Genomic DNA, 16,005 nt, shown 5'->3' on the forward strand with positions numbered 1-16,005 from the left:
CATAGCGTTTTTAGAAAGAGTTAATATCTACGCTATGTAGCCAAGCAAAGCCGATTATATTTAATAAGGCGGTAATCCATAAAACGGTGATAAACATTCGCTTTGATGATTTATGGCGCAATATTTGTTGGGCAAATAGCGCACCCGGCCAGCCTCCTGCAAGTGATAATAGGTGCAAAGTACTTTCTTTTGTTCTCCAGCGGCCGCTGATGGATGCAGATTTATCTAGAGCATAGAAGGCAAAGGTAATGAGGCTCATCACAATATAAGCAGCTAACAGCCAAAAGGGAGTGTAGTTAAAGGTAACAGATGCAGTCACTAAAATAGCGAAAGTCAGAGCCGCGGCAAGACTGAGTATTTTGTTCATAAAGTGTTTTCTGTGTTTAGTGAAAAGTACCAGCGCCTTTATGTTTGGCTTTGTACATCGCATCATCCGCAAAAGAAAGTAATTCTTCAGAGGTGCATCCATTGTAAGGGTAGGTCGCAATACCTATGCAGCAACTAATATCTACAGTGTCATTATCTATTTTGAATGTTTTGCTAAGTGTATCTATCAATATTTTAGAAATGGTAATGATATTCTCTCTTTTGCGGGTTCCTTCTAACAATAGAATGAATTCATCACCGCCGTAACGCGCTAATGTATCTGATTTACGTATTGATTTTGTCATGCGACGAGCTGCCTCTTGTAAGACTTTGTCGCCAAATGCGTGGCCTTTACTATCATTTACAATCTTAAATTTGTCCAAATCAATGTATAGCAGCGTAAAGTTACTTTTGTTTCTTTCACACTGGTTGATTAGGTGCGAGATTCGCTCTAGCAACAAGTAACGATTTGGGGTTTGAGTTAGTTGGTCATAGTGCGCAAGTTGTGTGAGGTGTTCTGATTTTCTTATACGCTCTGTTATATCTCTATTAATGCCGAGTGCGCCAATAACTTGATTGTTATCATCGAGCAAGGGTACACACATAGATTCAATCCAACCAATTGCTCCATCCTTTTTTAGCATTTGTACTTCGCCTGTCCACTTACCAAACTCTTCAACAGCGGCTATAACTTCTGCTGTAATGTGTACAGAGTCTTCTGGTACATGGAGTATAGAGACCGGTTGGCCAATGGCTTCTGATTGAGAATAACCGTATAGCTCTTCAGAGCCTTTGTTCCAATCGGTGATGATGCCCTGTAAGTCTGTAATGACAACAGAATCAAATAGATAGTCGAAAGCTTTTGCGCGCTGCTCTTTCTGTTTTATATCCATTCTATAAGCTCATTTAGCAGTGGTGGTACGATAAAGAATAGGTAGATAGATAAAGGAGAAGAATAATTTCAGCGAATATATTCTTGTACCATTATAGATGAATATATTCGTAATTTAAAAAAAACGAAATGCCTTCTTTAGAAACATGTGCCACACTGCGCGTTTTTAGCGTTCAGAAGTTTTTATGGAAACACAAATTGTATATGTCTTTGTGACGGGCCAGCAGGCAAACCGCTTTTTAAATGCGTTAAAAGTATGGAATGTTGCCGATGTGCAGGTAAAACTCTTTCGCGGTGCTGATAAGGTTAAAGTTTCTTATTATTTTTCTGAAGAAGGCTTTGATGCAACTAGCTCACAGCTTGATGAGTTGGCTGAGGTTTACGGTGGCAAGGAGCTGTTGTAATAACTCGAAGTGCATCTTTATCGGTAGATTTTTAAGGATGTAGCGCTTATTCTGATGATTATCGTCTTTGTGAGTTCTGCTAGGGGTATCGGCGACAGATAAAATGGAATAGCTAGAATAGGGAGTAACTGAGTAAAACTAGAACCGGGTAAAACCCAAGAGGGCTAGATTATGAGCGCCCAAGATCAACCGATTTTTTTCATTCTTGTTGGCATTTGTGCTTTTCTTTTCTTCGTTGCTTGTTTGCGCCACTATAGTTCCCGTAGTTTTTTACCACCAGAGTCATGGCTGTTATTGGCCGGTGTGGTTTACGGCTCTGTGCAACACAATTACTTACCTACCTTACCTGTTATCGAGCTCTCGCCAGAGCTGGTTATCTGGTTATTGCTGCCTATTATTATCTTCGCCAGTGCTCGCAACACCTCAATCCTTGCACTTCAGAAGGATGCATTACCTATTTTCTGTTTCGCAGGCTTGGGCGTTATTTTGACATTGTTCCTGATCGGTATTCCTCTCTCGTGGATAATGTCTATCCCACTGGCTGATGGCCTGTTCTTTGCTGCAGCAGTTGCGGCGACTGACCCTTCTGCGGTGGCGGCTATTTTTCAGCGCTTTTCGATTCCAGAACGATTAAATGTTTTGCTAGAAGGTGAGTCTACTTTTAATGATGGAACTGCCATCGTACTGTTTAGTTTAATGGCAGCGCTGGTATTAACCGATGCGCCGCTATCATTGAGTCAGGCCTTGCTGCAATTTGTCTGGTCCATTGCCGGCGCTATTCCTCTTGGATTGGCATTGGGCTGGTTGGCTGGAAAATTGGTACTCCATTGGGGGGAACAGAATCGCTTCCCTGGCTTAACACTGACACTGTTATTGGCGTATGGCAGTTATTTATTGGGAGAAGGTGTACTTCATGTTTCAGGTGTTATTACGGTGCTGTGCGCTTCTCTTGCATTTATCCGCAGTCGCCAAGCAGGAATTCAACCTAAAGAGGGTGAGCTATTTACCTCTTTTTGGGAATACTTAGAGGTGTTAGCTGGCAGTGTTTTATTCTTTTCACTGGGAACAGCCGCCGGAGCACATGATTTTCCGATTAACTGGGCACTTCCTGGTGTCGTTATTGTGTTGCTAGTGTCGCGGGCTGTGGTTGTTTATGGTGGCTCGTTGTTATTGAGCTCGATACGTAAACCGCTCCCTGTTGCGTGGCAGAATATAATGATGCTTGGTGGCTTGCGTGGTGCAGTGTCTGCTGCTTTAGTACTGATGATCCCCGCAGACTACATTTATAGGTTTGAGATGTTGTGCTTAGTTTTTGTTTTGTGTCTTTATACGTTGGTTGTTCATCCGCCGTTGCTGCGCTTGTATTTGCAAAGAATCGAATTAGGCGAGACATAAGAGCAGAAGTAGCCATCTTAAGTACCTTACGCGGCCTCTTAACTTATTAGGAAAATAAATATTTTCAAATATCTGTCACCTTTTTCCGTGCGGAGCATCTTTATGGGTATAGATCATAAATATGGCTTAACGGGAGAAACCTATGTCAGATCAATTTTTCACATCGAAAACTTCATTATCAAGAAATACTATTCCAGCAGCATCCACTACAGCGAAAGAAACAGCTAACCGTCGAAGCTTTTTACGTTCAGGAGGGCAGCTAACATTGTCAGCAATGGCTATTTCTATGTTATCTGGTCTCAATGCTAAAGTTGCTAGCGCGTCAGATAAGCAAACGAAGCTTGATATACAAATCTTAAATACAGCAATTGCTGCTGAGCATGAAGCGGTAGCCGCTTATCAAGTAGGTGCAGAAAGCGGTTTATTATCCTCAGCTATACTCAATGTGGCGATTCAGTTTCAGGGACATCATAAAGAACATATTGATGCGCTTTCTAAAGCAGTGGGTTCCTTAGGAGGAGAGGCCGCAGGTCCGCAGCCCATATATCAGTTTCCTGTAGACAAATTGAAAACTGAGACTGATGTATTAACTTTTGCTGCGTCTTTAGAGCGTGGAGCCGTTAGTGCTTATGCTGGTGCTATTCCTTTATTTGAACAGCGAGAGTTGTCCAAAGCTGCTGCGAGTATTCTTGCTGATGAAGCCATGCATTGGGCCGTGTTGAGACAAGTATTAGGGCTTAATCCGGTACCGGGGGCTTTCTTTTCATGAGTGCTTGCCGTGTAGTGTTGGTATTTACATGCTACGTATTCTGCAGCTTTAATATCAGTGCATACGCGGCACCGCCTTATTATGTTATGTGTATGGGATGTCACTCTCCATCTTATAACCGCACAGGCCCTAAGCATTGTGGTGTGTTTGGTCAGTTGGCAGCTCGTCAGAAAGGGTTTCAGTACAGTGAGGCATTAATAACGTCTCAACTGCGCTGGGATCGTCAGACGCTAGATCAGTTTCTTGAAAGTCCAGCGGCTATGGTGCCGGGTACGTCAATGACCTTTGACGGTATAACGGATGCTAATGTGAGAAGCCAGTTAATTGATTATATTGAGTTACTCAAAACTGATCATAATGATTGTCGTTAAGTAAGGTATGAACAATGGATTATTCAGCACAAACATTACTAATGGATACTGCTCTTGCAGGCCTACAGGAAGAGACTGATTTAGAGTTAGTTAGACGGGTTCGGTCAGGCTCTTCAGCGGCTTTTGAGCCATTGATGCGGCGTTATAATCAGCGCTTGTATCGCTTGTCGCGTAGTTTAAGTAAAAGTGATGCGGATGCTATGGATACGCTGCAAGACAGTTACGTGATTGCTTATGAAAAAATAGCGCAGTTTACTGGCCCTGAAGGCTTTGTTGGTTGGCTATCTCGTATTGTACGCAATGAGGCGCTTATGCGAATACGTAGGAACAAGCTTGTTGATATTTGCTCTACCCAAGATCATGAGCCGGTTGAGTTGAATAACGAAGGACCATCAGCTGTGCTAGCTCAGGGGCAGCTGGCAAAAATTATCGAGCAAGCAATTGACCAATTACCTGATGGCTATGCCAGTGTGTTTGTATTACGAGGTGTACAGCAGTTATCAACACAAGAAACTGCTGAGTCGTTGGACTTACCAATAGATGTGGTTAAAACGCGTTTCTCTCGGGCAAAAAAACTTTTGCGCAGCCACTTAGAGCAACACATTCAAGCGGCGGGGTTAGAGGTATTTGAGTTCGCCGGTGAGCGCTGTGATACGGTGGTTAGCAATGTTATGGAGCGGATAACAGAGAGCCACTAAACTCTCTGTTGTTAATTTAGATTATCTTTTTATGAGATATCTCGTTTTTTGTCCGTCCGATAAAAGTAAAAAAGTAGGAGCGAGGTAATAGCGCCCAGTGTATCGGATAACATATCTTTTTGAGCATCCCATATGTCGCCTTGAGAGCCTAAAAACTCTACGCCCGCGTCGCCACCTTCAAGTGCTGCATACCACCACTCGATGATTTCGTATGCAGCAGCAACACTCATAATAAAGAACAAACTAAATGTCATCGCGAGTTTAAAGCCACAGTAGCCTTTGCGTAATAACCACTCGGCCATAGCAAATGCATAAAACCCAATAGTAAAGTGGCCTATCCGATCAAAGTGATTGCGCTCTGCCCCTAGCATCTCTGTTACCCATCCAAAAGGGACATTAGCGAAAGTGTAATGCCCGCCAATTGTATGCCAAAAGATCCAGATAGAAACCAAGGCGTAGGCTAAGTTACTGAAACGGAATTTGTTGAATGTCAAAACAAAAATAAGAAAAATCACGATAACGGGTATGATTTCAGCAACCCATACATCACGGGCAACAGGGTTGATACCCAGCGCAATCGAAAAAATAAAATAGGTTACAGCAAGTACATGCGGGAAATATTTGCTAGTCATATATAAGGATCTCTTTCATACCATTTTGAACATGCAATATGTACTTTACTAAAGCTAACCTCTTTTGCTATTGATTTTGTTCATGCATAAAGCTGCCTTTCTTTAAGTAGTTAATGACTTGGGCAATCACTTTTTTGTTTTTCATCATAAAAGGATGTGTTACTTGCATCGCGATATGATCATTCATACCGTCTAGTTTTGTGTTTGCTAGAGAGACTTTCCCGTCATCAGTGCCTGGAATGAGTGAGGATAATATCCAGTTTATGCTTCTTGTACCGGCAACAATACCAACATCGAAGTTTGCATTCCCCAAAGTGTTAGGAATACTTAACGCTCCTGTCCCTAGCTGTAAGCCTGCATCACCGTTTATGAAATGAAACCCAGGTGTGTCATGAAGCTTATCTACAACCTCGCTTCCTTTATTGGGTGGGCCAAGCATCACTACTCGACCTAAATTATCTATTGTGTGTTTGCTTAGGTATTGTCGTACTAAAATTCCTCCAAGTGAATGAGTAACAAAATTAACTGTCAACTCTTTTGGGCATTGTTTGAGAGCAGGTATGATCGCTAACTCAGATAACACAGCAATTGGGTGCTTTCTAGATGGGTAGCCATTGTTTATTGGTGTAAAGCCTTCTTTCAAGAGACTGCTTTCCAGAGCTTCCATTGAGCTCGATGTTCTTGCCAAGCCATGCAGGAGAATAACGCATGATGCTTGAACACTTATTGAGCAGAGAAGTAATAAAGAGAGTAATAAGCATCTCATTTAGAGTATCCGTACGATGAATGAGTTGGTTGGAGTAAGTGATAGTAAAATAAAATTCTTTGTGTTTCTTTAACGAGCTTAGAGGGTAACATATTGTTATTACTGAGTGCTTTTCAACATGTTAAAAGGATTGAAGAAAATTTTATACGATCTGAATAATGCGGGGTTACACTTGCGCTAATGAAAAATACTTAGCTTAACTGTTAGGTTGGGAGGAGATTCGCAGCCGCTCAATAAAAGTTTAATTGAGCAGCTGCAAAAAATAGCTTTTATATCTAAATTTTAAAATGTGATGCAAGTTGATTGAGCGCTTCGACTTGCGTTAAAAGTTTTTCTATCTCTTGCTCTGTGACTTGAGTTAATTCTAAATTCTGGTTTGAAACTTCACGGATAGCATTAACATTTGAGTTTACTTTTTCTACAACTGTTCCTTGTTCTTCCGATGCGGTGGCTATTTGAATATTCATACTTGAGATGGTTTCTACCTGGTCGAGTACGCCGCGAAGTTGTTGGCCTACATTTTCTACGAGAGATACAGTTGTTTGGGCTTGTTCCTCACTTGTAGACATCATGTTAGACATGGTTTTGGTCGATGACTGTAAACTTTCAACGATCCCTTTGATTTTCTCTGTTGATTCTTGAGTTCTGCCTGCAAGCGTACGTACTTCATCGGCAACAACAGCAAATCCTCTCCCTTGCTCTCCTGCACGAGCCGCTTCAATTGCAGCATTGAGAGCGAGAAGATTTGTTTGCTCGGCTATTTCGCTAATGACACTTAAAACGTTGCCAATATTTTTACTATCTTCTTGTAAGGTCGTTGCTGCGACAGTGGCTTGTTCAATATTATTAGCAAGCTCTTGTGTTGAGGTAATACTGAGCTCAACCGTCTTAAAGCCTTCCTGAGTGGCTTTTTCTGTATTTGTTGTTGCATCTGCTGTTTTTGTTGCATTTTCTGCAATATTAAGTGCAGTTGAAGACAGCTCCTCTACGGCTGATGACACTTGGAACGTTTCATTATCTTGAAGAGATATGGATTTGCTGTTCTTCAGCTGAATGTGCTGTAAAGAAGTGGAAATACTTGTGAGTTCTTGGCTGCTTTGTTGTATCGCCGTAATTGTGCCGCTCAGCTTTTCAGTAAAGAGGTTAAAAGATGCACCTACACGAGAAAGTTCATGTTTACCGTTGGCATTAAGTTTTTTAGTGAGATCACCTTCACCTGCTGCAATGTCATGCAAAGTATTTGCTAAAATGTTTAAACGGTTGCCAATAGTGCTGCGATAAATAATAAATAGGGACGTTAATAGAATCAGCAGGAAAGCAAAGAGAACGCCAATAATATATAGACTCGTTGTTTTTCCGTTCGCGATTTGAGAGGCAATGGGGACGGAGACTTCTAATACTCCACGAACATCATTGAGAGCCCAGTTATTCTTTGGTGTATCTGGATGCGAGTTGTGGCAGGCGACGCAAGCAGCAGCAACCATTCTATCTGCAACAGCAACACGCACGAAAGGCTCATTATTAATCATTTCAGTGCGAGAAAATACATCTGCGTTAGCACTACTATTACTTAAGCGCTCCCATGCTGTTTTTGCGAAATCATCAAGTACCCGTGATGATCTATTCGGAAAAGGTAAACCTGAGTAAAGCTTTAAATTAATGTCTTTTTCTTGCAGGTCTTTGCTTAAATTATGGATCATTGTGGCGGGTAACGGAATACTGTTTGGTTCTGATTCGTGGTTGATCGAGCCTTTAATATCATGTTTTCCGACAATTTTTGAGATGACGTTTTTTGTGTAATAGGCTCGTACAATTTTAAATTGAGTGGCGGTTCTTTGAGCACTAATCGTGGCTTCTTGTTCGGCATTACTTTGTATCAGTGTAGGAATAAGCCAATACAGACCTACAAGGCATACAAGAAATATCCCCATAATAGGGAGCATCATTTTCCAAACTAGGCTTTTCTTCATCACATTTACCTTATAAACCAACTTCTATTTGGTGGTGTCGATGGTGTAATAAGAAGTGTACTAAAAAAGCGTGTTAGTGCAGGGAAAATTATGTATTTTTTTAAAATAAATTGTTAATAATTGGCTAGCTAAATAGGCATGAGTTATAGGTAATTTATGCTTACGTCCTATTTAGTGCATCGCTTCAATTTTGTAGATATATGTTAAGGCGTAAAGCTTAAAATGCTGCTAAGAAATTAACCGCATTAGAAATAATAATAATCTGCAGAATATTATGCAGGAATAGTTTTTTGGTACAGCTGTGAAAATACGATAGGAAGGGTGTTCGACTGAAGCTTTGTTGTGGGCTGCCTACTGCAATTATACGCCGAGTAAAGGTAAGTGTTTGATGGATTTATAAGTTAAGGAAAGCTCAATACAGTGTCGCAGTGTACTATGTGGCAAGGGTTCATTTACGGATAATACAATTGCCCGATTACCTTGGAATTCAAGGGTGCTGGAATACAACTCTCGAAAGGTGTCAATGAGTTTCGTTTTACAATTAAAAAAAACAAAGCACTGTCCGGGATGTTTTGGTTTCCAGCCTAAACGCACAGTACTGCCTCCTTTGACGATATAACTAGGCTCTCCCCATTTAAGCGCCTCTTCACATTTGCTTAAGTTGTTTTCGTGAATAATATCCATTACCAAAGCACGAACTTCCATTAAATGGGTTTTAATAGGCTTAGGGTAGCTATCAAATTTTTCTTGCACAGCCGGTAGCATTTGATTGTTCTCCTTTATATGCATTCCTCTACTCAATAAAGTTGCATCGGCTTGCTTTATAGTCGTAGCTGCTTATGCATAATATAACTGTTTATATGACCTAGTTTGCTGTGTCGATAAGCAAATGGGACCGTTCCAATAATAGTAAAGCCTAGCTTTTTCCAAAGGTTTACAGCAACGCTATTACTTGAAACTACAGAGTTAAATTGCATGGCCTTAAACCCTAACGCTAGCGCTGTTTGTTGAGAGTGTTCGCAAAGCTTTTTTGCTATACCTTTACCACGAGCGTGTTCGTTGACCATGTATCCACAATTACAGATATGGTTACCTGGCCCTTGGGCGTTTGCCTTGAGGAAGTATGTGCCGAGAACCTTTCCATTTTCTTCAAGTACAAAACTCTTTAAGGGTGTCTTACACCAAAGGTGAAATGTGTCTTCATAGCTCATGTCCGGCTCAAAAGCATAAGTTTCCTGAGCTTTGACAATACGTTCAAAGCAAGGCCAGAACTCTTCGAAATCGGACTTTGTTGTCTCTCTAATCATTTTATTGCCCTCTTTCAATCATGCTTTTATGACTCATAAGGAACCTTACTGCTACTGAAGTTAGCTTTTTAATCACCACCACCGCAATCACCACCACCTGAGTCGCCCCAGTCAGAATCTCCGCTACTGCCCCAGCTCGAGCTCTTACCTGAAGAAAAGACTGAGAAAATGATTGATACCCCAATGGCTAGCAAAACCCAACCTACAACATCACCATACTCAATAGCGATTCTTTCAATACCTAACCAAATAAGTGCAGCTCCAACCAATAACTTGATTAATTTCATAAAGTCTCTCTGATAGCCTAACCGTGTATTCAAGTTAGGGGTGTTCTCCCATAATAATTATCAGGAGCTCTTATTAATACCCACGTGTAATTTATGGTATTTCATCTTATTGAAACGTATAAGAAAACAGCAATTTTTTATTTTTCTGGAGTGTAAAGGTTATCAGCTTCGTGTGTGTACGGGAGCGCCCATAGCATAAGTTGCTTTAATCACTCGGTCATCTCCCAGTGTCATGAAAACAAATAACTGTTCTTCAAGTGATGTTGTTTGCTCCATGCGATAAGTCATAAGCGGCGTAGCGTGATAGTCGAGTACAACAAAGTCGGCTTCTGTACCAGGTAGTAAAGTACCTACCCTATCTTCTAATTTAAGTGCGCGTGCGCCTCCGAGCGTGGCTAAGTACAGTGATTTAAACGGATTGAGTTTTTTCCCCTGCAGCTGCATAACTTTATAGGCTTCGTTGAGTGTTTGTAGCATCGAAAAACTAGTGCCTGCGCCTATGTCAGTACCAAGGCCTACCTTAATATTATGTTGCTCTGTTTTAGGTAGGTCAAATAAGCCGCTGCCTAAAAATAGATTGGACGTAGGGCAAAAGGCAAGGGCTGAGTCGGTTTCTGCTAAGCGTTTACATTCCTCATCACATAGATGTACTCCGTGGGCAAAGACGGAGCGTTCGCCTAGCAAGTTAAAGTGGTCGTATACATCTAAGTAGCCACTTTGATTAGGAAATAGGGATTTTACCCATTCTATTTCTTGTTTATTTTCACTTAAATGAGTGTGCATATACAGCTGAGGAAACTCGTTCAGCAGTTTACCGGCCAACGATAGTTGCTCATCGCTGCTGGTGGGTGCAAAGCGTGGCGTAACGGCATAATGCAATCGGTCTTTGCCGTGCCAACGTTCGATCAGTGCTTTACTCTCTTGGTAGCTGCTTTGCGGTGTGTCGGTAAGCGTATCAGGTGCATTACGGTCCATCATCACTTTGCCGGCAATCATTCGCAGGTTACGACTTTGCGCTGCCTCAAAAAAGGCATCTACAGATTGCGGATGTACCGTGCCAAATACCAGTGCCGTGGTAGTGCCGTTGCGTAGTAGTTCAGTTAAAAAGATGTCAGCTACATTGTCTGCATAGCTTTTATCGGCAAATTTATGTTCTTCAGGAAAGGTATAGTTATTCAACCAGTCGAGTAGTTGTTCTCCGTAAGAGGCGATCATCCCTGTTTGTGGGTAGTGAATATGCGTATCAATAAAACCGGGTGTTATCAGTGAATTTTCATACGCAGTGATAGGTGTATCGGGCGTTAGTGTCTGGAGTAATATTTCAGCAGAGCCTATGGCCTTTATTAACCCGTTTTCTACAATGAGTAATCCGTCTTTAAAGTACTGATAGCTGCTTTTTATGCCGACTTTTGCTGGGTCGTCAAGCGTGTGAATAATGGATGCACGGTATGCGTGCGTGCGTGAAGAGGTGGTTGTTGTCATTGATTTTGTGCCAGTTATGCTGTTTGTTGGGTTAAGGTAACGGTGTTAGTTTTATTTCTGGTAGCGGCTATTTGGTAATGGGTAATGAGTTCTGCAGCGATGGATACGGCAATTTCACCCGGGAGTTTACCGCAGATTTCTGATAGGCCGACAGGGCAATGTAGTAATTCAATAGTGTTCTCTTTAAAGCCTTTGTGGCGTAGACGATGCTCGAATTTGCGTCGTTTTGTGTTTGATCCGATCATGCCGAGGTAACGGTAGTCACCCCGTTTCAAGATGGCTTCGACCAATGCTTGATCTAACTGGTGATTGTGAGTCATTACCAAGCAATAGCTGAAAGTAGGCAACTCAGGTACTTTATCCACTGGTTCATCACATAAGCAGCGAGTGACATTAGAGGGGAATGTCTCTGTGAATTGCTCAGGTCTATTGTCTATCCACGTCACCTTGCAGGGAAGATTGCCCAGTAAAGGAATCAACGCTTTAGCCACATGCCCCGCACCAAAAAGAGCAATATGTAATGCTGGTGGGTTAATGGGTTCAAATAATAGTTGGATGGAACCACCGCAGCACTGTCCAAGACTGGCGCCTAATGCATAGTTTTCTAACTGCGCATAACTACAGTGCTCTGCTAATAGTTGGCGGGCTTGTTTTATCGCCTTGTGTTCGAGGTGGCCGCCACCAATGGTGTCGTAAATCTCATCTGAAGTTACAATCATCTTGGTACCGGCATCTCTAGGTGTTGATCCTTTGTTTTCAATTACGGTAATAAGAATTGCAGCGACACCATCGTTGTTTAAGCGGTTGAGCGTATTTAACCAGTTCATGATAGGTGCTCTTCTGCTACTTGCTTTAGCAGTCGCTGTACGCCCATAAGTACTTTTTCGGGTGTTGCAGGAGCGTCTATCTGCGGATGAATGCGATAATCTGATAGGCTGGATACTGCATCTTTAATTGCCGACCACACTGAAATGCCTAACATAAAAGGAGGTTCTCCTACGGCTTTGGAGTGGAATACAGTATCTTCTGGGTTTTTTCTATTCTCGATGAGCTTTACTCGAAAATCTAAAGGCGTATCCGCGATCGCTGGGATTTTGTAGCCAGCAGGGTTATTGGTAGTTAGCTTACCTTGCTCGTTCCATATAAGTTCTTCTGTCGTTAACCAGCCCATACCTTGGATAAAGCCGCCTTCAACTTGCCCAATATCGATGGCGGGGTTTAGTGATGCGCCTACATCATGGAGAATATCGGTACGCAGTACTTTGTATTCGCCGGTTAAGGTATCAATAACAACTTCTGAGCACGCTGCACCGTATGAAAAGTAATAGAAAGGGTGCCCGCTGGCTTTGTCTCGATCGTAGAAAATTTTAGGTGTTTTATAAAAGCCGGTGCTAGAAAGTGAAACTTGTGCAAAGTAAGCCAGTTGCACCAAATCATTAAAGCTGATGAATTGCTCGCCGGCTTGAATTAAGTTGTTATTGAATCGAATGCTTGCTGGGTTCACTCCAAAATGTGTTGCAGCAAAGTCGATAAGACGTTGCTTTAGTTCCCTTGCTGCAGCCTGAGCCGCTTTTCCGTTAAGGTCTGCTCCGGAAGAGGCTGCTGTTGGGGATGTGTTTGGTACTTTGCCGGTATTGGTTGCAGTAATTTGGATGCGCTCCAAGTCTACTTGGAGCTCCTCAGCTACTATCTGCGCAACCTTAGTATTGAGTCCTTGGCCCATCTCGGTACCACCATGGTTTAGGTGAATGCTGCCATCTGTATAAATATGAATAAGTGCACCGGCTTGGTTCAAAAAAGTGGCAGTGAAAGATATGCCGAATTTTACCGGAGTGAGTGCAATACCTTTTTTTAAGATGTGGCTGGACTTGTTAAACAGCATTATCGCCTTGCGGCGTTCGCCATAACTAGAACTTTGCTCGAGATCTTGGGTCAGCTCGTCTAGTAGATTGTCTTCTACAGTTTGGTGGTAATGTGTGATATTTCGCTCTGTTTTACCATAAAAGTTACGCTTACGAATATCTAACGGATCTTTACCTAAATGCCGGGCGATATGGTCCATCACATTTTCAATTGCTAGCATGCCTTGTGGCCCGCCAAAGCCTCTAAAGGCGGTATTGGATGCCATGTTAGTTTTGCAACGGTGGCCTGTAATGAGTGCGTTACCTAAATAGTAAGCATTGTCAGAATGAAACATAGCACGATCTATGATGGAGCCTGATAAGTCTGGTGAGTAGCCGCAGTTGCCCGCTAGTTGCATCTCAATGCCGTGTAATCTGCCGCTATCGTCAAAGCCTACATCATACTCAATGTAAAAAGGGTGGCGTTTGCCGGTAGATAGCATGTCATCAACACGAGGAAGGCGCATTTTCACAGGTTGCCCTGTGATGTTTGCTACCACTGCCGCCATACAGGCGGGGCCTGCTGCTTGCGTTTCTTTTCCACCAAAACCGCCGCCCATGCGACGCATGTCTATAACCACTTTGTTCATGGGTATGTTGAGGACACTCGCGACTAACTTTTGTATCTCAGTAGGGTTTTGAGTGGAACAAAACACCAGCATGCCGCCATCTTCAGATGGCATGACAGAAGACACCTGTGTTTCTAGGTAGAAGTGTTCCTGCCCACCAATATGAAGCACCCCTTGCAATCGATGTGCTGAGTTGTTGAGTGCTTTTTTTGCATGGCCACGTTTATGTTGATGGCTCTCTTGGACAAATGATTTGTTTTTGAGGGCTTCTTTGGTATCTAGCACTGCAGTGATTGGTTTGTATTCGATGATGGCAGCCAGGGCTGCTTCTCTGGCGATATCTAATGAACTAGCGGCAACAGCAAGTATGGGTTGACCAAAATATTCAACAGTGCCATCTGCTAGTAATGGGTCGCCGGGAAATACAGCGCCAATGTCTAGCTGTCCGGGGATATCTTGTGCTGTGATGACACATCTAACACCGGGTATCTTGTAACAAGGTGTCGTATCAATATGTGTAATGGTGGCATGAGCTTGTTCGCTAAGGCGTGCATATAAATGTAGTTGGTTGGGGTATTCCAGTTGATCATCTACATATAAAGCTTCACCACTTACATGCCTTGCAGCGCTTTCATGAGGGATTTTTCTTCCGACCCCTGTTGTTAAGCTTTGCTTAAACTGTTGCTCAAGTTCAATTTGAGATTTGGTCGTGGCTGTACCGGAAGGGTTAGACATAGTCTGTCACTCTTGTAGGCAAGCTATTGGGTTGTGATTCCATCCAGAATTTTAATAGGAGGTTGCGCGCTGCGTGTATGCGGTACTGTGCACTCGCACGAAAGTCAGTGAGAGGTGTGTAATCACTCCCTAATGCTGCCATAGCACGTTCAATGCTAGATTTATCCCATGAGTGTCCTATCAATTCTTGTTCACATTGGGTGGCTCGCTTGCAAATGGCAGCCATTCCTCCGTATGCAATAGTAGCTCTGATAACTTTGTTGTTAGATAACTCAATATGAAAAGCGCCGCATACGGCTGAGATATCATCATCTAGCCGCTTAGACAGCTTGTATACCTTGTAAAGTGAATGCTTAGGTTTGCGTGGAATAATAATTTTTTCGATGTACTCGCCAGCGGCTAGATGTGTTTTACGATAATCAATAAAGAATACTTCTAATGGCATGCTACGTACCGATCCTGCGTGACGGAGCTGTAAACTAGCGCCGGCGGCGATTAACGCAGGAGGTGTGTCGCCAATAGGTGATGCGTTTGCTATGTTTCCTCCCAGAGTACCTTGGTTACGAACTTGTAAAGAGGCAAACCGTTCAAGTAGGTGACCAAAGTCAGGATACTCATTAGCAAGTATCGTGTGGCATTGAGTAAGTGAGACGGCTGCTCCTAGTTCAATATGAGTTTCATGTGTGCTCACCTGTTGCAGTTCATCGATTCCACCCACATAGATAAGCTCGTCAAAAGACTGATGTTTCTGTGTTATATCAAGTACTAAATCAGTCCCGCCTGCTAGCAAGTGCGCACTGGGGTACTGCTTAAGTAAGCTATCTAATTGCGTTAGATTTACCGGCGCAAAAGCTTTTTTTGTCGTACTGTGTTGGTGTTTACTAAGTAATGCATCGTTGGCAGGACTGTTTTGGGGTGGCTGGATGTTTTTAAGTGTGTCTATCGTTTCTTGTTGTTGCTGATCAAACCAGTCATTTTTAGGGTAATTTATTTCTTGAGCGGCGTTAATAATGGGCTGATAGCCTGTACATCGACATAGGTTGCCCGATAAGGCTTCTAATGCTTTTGCTTTACTGAATTCTTGTTGCGCATTTTTAGAATAAGAGAAGAGGGACATCACAATGCCTGGAGTACAAAAACCACATTGGGAGCCATGGTTATCTACTAAAGATTGTTGCACAGGATGTAATTGGCTTCCTGATTTAAGCGCTTCCACGGTAATTAATTGCTTGCCATTTAGCGCAGGTAGTAAGGTAAGGCAGCTATTAATGGCGAGGTAAGTGAGTTGATCATTTTTTACTTCTGCCAATACCACTGTGCAAGCGCCACAGTCACCAGATGCACAGCCTTCTTTAGTACCCGTGAGGCTCTTTGTGGTGCGCAAATAATTGAGTATGGTTGTATTAGGGTCAATATCGCTAATTGATTGCAGAGTATTATTGAGTAAAAAACGAATCACTG

General features: G+C 42.5%; 17 protein-coding genes. 5 read left to right on the top strand and 12 right to left on the bottom strand.

Features of this window, described 5'->3' with window-relative positions; genetic code table 11:
• Nucleotides 1-10 precede the first annotated feature (10 nt).
• Together QZZ55_RS16605 and QZZ55_RS16610 are read right to left on the bottom strand one after the other, a co-directional pair.
• The gene (locus QZZ55_RS16605) at nt 11-367 is read right to left on the bottom strand and encodes a DUF1294 domain-containing protein (RefSeq protein ID WP_293268543.1); all 357 of its coding nucleotides are present in this window, start codon (nt 365-367) and stop codon (nt 11-13) included.
• Between the two features lie 16 nt (nt 368-383).
• Nucleotides 384-1,259, bottom strand: coding sequence for a sensor domain-containing diguanylate cyclase (locus tag QZZ55_RS16610; protein WP_293268544.1), 876 nt, complete (start codon nt 1,257-1,259; stop codon nt 384-386).
• A 184-nt stretch (nt 1,260-1,443) separates the two neighbouring features.
• Between QZZ55_RS16610 and QZZ55_RS16615 the strand changes: the two genes are divergently transcribed.
• The 5 genes from QZZ55_RS16615 (at nt 1,444) to QZZ55_RS16635 (ending at nt 4,895) form a co-directional block, all read left to right on the top strand.
• Entirely contained in the window at nt 1,444-1,662 is a 219-nt protein-coding gene (locus QZZ55_RS16615) for a hypothetical protein (RefSeq protein ID WP_293268545.1), read from the top strand.
• Between the two features lie 171 nt (nt 1,663-1,833).
• Complete coding sequence (locus QZZ55_RS16620; protein WP_293268546.1) at nt 1,834-3,057, top strand: sodium:proton antiporter; 1,224 nt, start codon at nt 1,834-1,836, stop codon at nt 3,055-3,057.
• Between the two features lie 142 nt (nt 3,058-3,199).
• Nucleotides 3,200-3,826 carry a ferritin-like domain-containing protein gene (locus QZZ55_RS16625; protein WP_293268547.1) on the top strand — a complete coding sequence of 209 codons (627 nt, stop codon included), beginning with the start codon at nt 3,200-3,202 and terminating at the stop codon, nt 3,824-3,826.
• A complete protein-coding gene (locus QZZ55_RS16630; protein WP_293268548.1) occupies nt 3,823-4,197 on the top strand; it encodes a cytochrome C in 375 nt (124 codons plus the stop codon). The genes QZZ55_RS16625 and QZZ55_RS16630 overlap by 4 nt, the downstream gene beginning before the upstream one ends.
• Before the next feature lie 14 nt (nt 4,198-4,211).
• Nucleotides 4,212-4,895 carry an RNA polymerase sigma factor gene (locus QZZ55_RS16635; protein ID WP_293268549.1) on the top strand — a complete coding sequence of 228 codons (684 nt, stop codon included), beginning with the start codon at nt 4,212-4,214 and terminating at the stop codon, nt 4,893-4,895.
• A 29-nt stretch (nt 4,896-4,924) separates the two neighbouring features.
• Here QZZ55_RS16635 and QZZ55_RS16640 read toward each other — a convergent pair whose 3' ends face one another.
• The 10 genes from QZZ55_RS16640 to xdhA all read right to left on the bottom strand — a co-directional run bounded on the left by QZZ55_RS16640 (nt 4,925) and on the right by xdhA (nt 16,003).
• Nucleotides 4,925-5,527 (bottom strand): DUF2238 domain-containing protein, encoded by a 603-nt coding sequence (locus QZZ55_RS16640; protein WP_293268550.1) that lies wholly within the window; start codon nt 5,525-5,527, stop codon nt 4,925-4,927.
• A gap of 67 nt (nt 5,528-5,594) precedes the next feature.
• Nucleotides 5,595-6,293: an alpha/beta hydrolase gene (locus QZZ55_RS16645; protein WP_293268551.1), complete on the bottom strand. Its 699-nt coding sequence runs from the start codon at nt 6,291-6,293 to the stop codon at nt 5,595-5,597.
• Between the two features lie 275 nt (nt 6,294-6,568).
• The gene (locus QZZ55_RS16650) at nt 6,569-8,263 is read right to left on the bottom strand and encodes a methyl-accepting chemotaxis protein (protein WP_293268552.1); all 1,695 of its coding nucleotides are present in this window, start codon (nt 8,261-8,263) and stop codon (nt 6,569-6,571) included.
• 360 nt (nt 8,264-8,623) lie between these two features.
• Nucleotides 8,624-9,028, bottom strand: coding sequence for a DUF1801 domain-containing protein (locus tag QZZ55_RS16655; RefSeq protein ID WP_293268553.1), 405 nt, complete (start codon nt 9,026-9,028; stop codon nt 8,624-8,626).
• A 56-nt stretch (nt 9,029-9,084) separates the two neighbouring features.
• The gene (locus QZZ55_RS16660; protein ID WP_293268554.1) at nt 9,085-9,570 is read right to left on the bottom strand and encodes a GNAT family N-acetyltransferase; all 486 of its coding nucleotides are present in this window, start codon (nt 9,568-9,570) and stop codon (nt 9,085-9,087) included.
• Between the two features lie 68 nt (nt 9,571-9,638).
• The gene (locus QZZ55_RS16665; RefSeq protein WP_293268555.1) at nt 9,639-9,857 is read right to left on the bottom strand and encodes a hypothetical protein; all 219 of its coding nucleotides are present in this window, start codon (nt 9,855-9,857) and stop codon (nt 9,639-9,641) included.
• 162 nt (nt 9,858-10,019) lie between these two features.
• Nucleotides 10,020-11,339: a guanine deaminase gene (gene guaD, locus QZZ55_RS16670; RefSeq protein WP_293268556.1), complete on the bottom strand. Its 1,320-nt coding sequence runs from the start codon at nt 11,337-11,339 to the stop codon at nt 10,020-10,022.
• A 14-nt stretch (nt 11,340-11,353) separates the two neighbouring features.
• A complete protein-coding gene (xdhC, locus tag QZZ55_RS16675; protein ID WP_293268557.1) occupies nt 11,354-12,166 on the bottom strand; it encodes a xanthine dehydrogenase accessory protein XdhC in 813 nt (270 codons plus the stop codon).
• Nucleotides 12,163-14,544 carry a xanthine dehydrogenase molybdopterin binding subunit gene (gene xdhB / locus QZZ55_RS16680; protein ID WP_293268558.1) on the bottom strand — a complete coding sequence of 794 codons (2,382 nt, stop codon included), beginning with the start codon at nt 14,542-14,544 and terminating at the stop codon, nt 12,163-12,165. The genes xdhC and xdhB overlap by 4 nt, the downstream gene beginning before the upstream one ends.
• Nucleotides 14,537-16,003 carry a xanthine dehydrogenase small subunit gene (gene xdhA / locus QZZ55_RS16685; protein WP_293268559.1) on the bottom strand — a complete coding sequence of 489 codons (1,467 nt, stop codon included), beginning with the start codon at nt 16,001-16,003 and terminating at the stop codon, nt 14,537-14,539. The genes xdhB and xdhA overlap by 8 nt, the downstream gene beginning before the upstream one ends.
• Nucleotides 16,004-16,005: the final 2 nt, after the last annotated feature.

Source organism: Neptunomonas sp. (assembly GCF_016744175.1).
Classification (GTDB): domain Bacteria; phylum Pseudomonadota; class Gammaproteobacteria; order Pseudomonadales; family Balneatricaceae; genus Neptunomonas.

Excerpts from the sequence above, each read along its gene's own strand:
- QZZ55_RS16605 (WP_293268543.1), bottom strand. The coding sequence starts at position 367 with ATGAACAAAATACTCAGTCTTGCCGCGGCTCTGACTTTCGCTATTTTA.
- QZZ55_RS16610 (WP_293268544.1), bottom strand. The coding sequence starts at position 1,259 with ATGGATATAAAACAGAAAGAGCAGCGCGCAAAAGCTTTCGACTATCTA.
- QZZ55_RS16615 (WP_293268545.1), top strand. The coding sequence starts at position 1,444 with ATGGAAACACAAATTGTATATGTCTTTGTGACGGGCCAGCAGGCAAAC.
- QZZ55_RS16620 (WP_293268546.1), top strand. The coding sequence starts at position 1,834 with ATGAGCGCCCAAGATCAACCGATTTTTTTCATTCTTGTTGGCATTTGT.
- QZZ55_RS16625 (WP_293268547.1), top strand. The coding sequence starts at position 3,200 with ATGTCAGATCAATTTTTCACATCGAAAACTTCATTATCAAGAAATACT.
- QZZ55_RS16630 (WP_293268548.1), top strand. The coding sequence starts at position 3,823 with ATGAGTGCTTGCCGTGTAGTGTTGGTATTTACATGCTACGTATTCTGC.
- QZZ55_RS16635 (WP_293268549.1), top strand. The coding sequence starts at position 4,212 with ATGGATTATTCAGCACAAACATTACTAATGGATACTGCTCTTGCAGGC.
- QZZ55_RS16640 (WP_293268550.1), bottom strand. The coding sequence starts at position 5,527 with ATGACTAGCAAATATTTCCCGCATGTACTTGCTGTAACCTATTTTATT.
- QZZ55_RS16645 (WP_293268551.1), bottom strand. The coding sequence starts at position 6,293 with ATGAGATGCTTATTACTCTCTTTATTACTTCTCTGCTCAATAAGTGTT.
- QZZ55_RS16650 (WP_293268552.1), bottom strand. The coding sequence starts at position 8,263 with ATGAAGAAAAGCCTAGTTTGGAAAATGATGCTCCCTATTATGGGGATA.
- QZZ55_RS16655 (WP_293268553.1), bottom strand. The coding sequence starts at position 9,028 with ATGCTACCGGCTGTGCAAGAAAAATTTGATAGCTACCCTAAGCCTATT.
- QZZ55_RS16660 (WP_293268554.1), bottom strand. The coding sequence starts at position 9,570 with ATGATTAGAGAGACAACAAAGTCCGATTTCGAAGAGTTCTGGCCTTGC.
- QZZ55_RS16665 (WP_293268555.1), bottom strand. The coding sequence starts at position 9,857 with ATGAAATTAATCAAGTTATTGGTTGGAGCTGCACTTATTTGGTTAGGT.
- guaD (WP_293268556.1), bottom strand. The coding sequence starts at position 11,339 with ATGACAACAACCACCTCTTCACGCACGCACGCATACCGTGCATCCATT.
- xdhC (WP_293268557.1), bottom strand. The coding sequence starts at position 12,166 with ATGAACTGGTTAAATACGCTCAACCGCTTAAACAACGATGGTGTCGCT.
- xdhB (WP_293268558.1), bottom strand. The coding sequence starts at position 14,544 with ATGTCTAACCCTTCCGGTACAGCCACGACCAAATCTCAAATTGAACTT.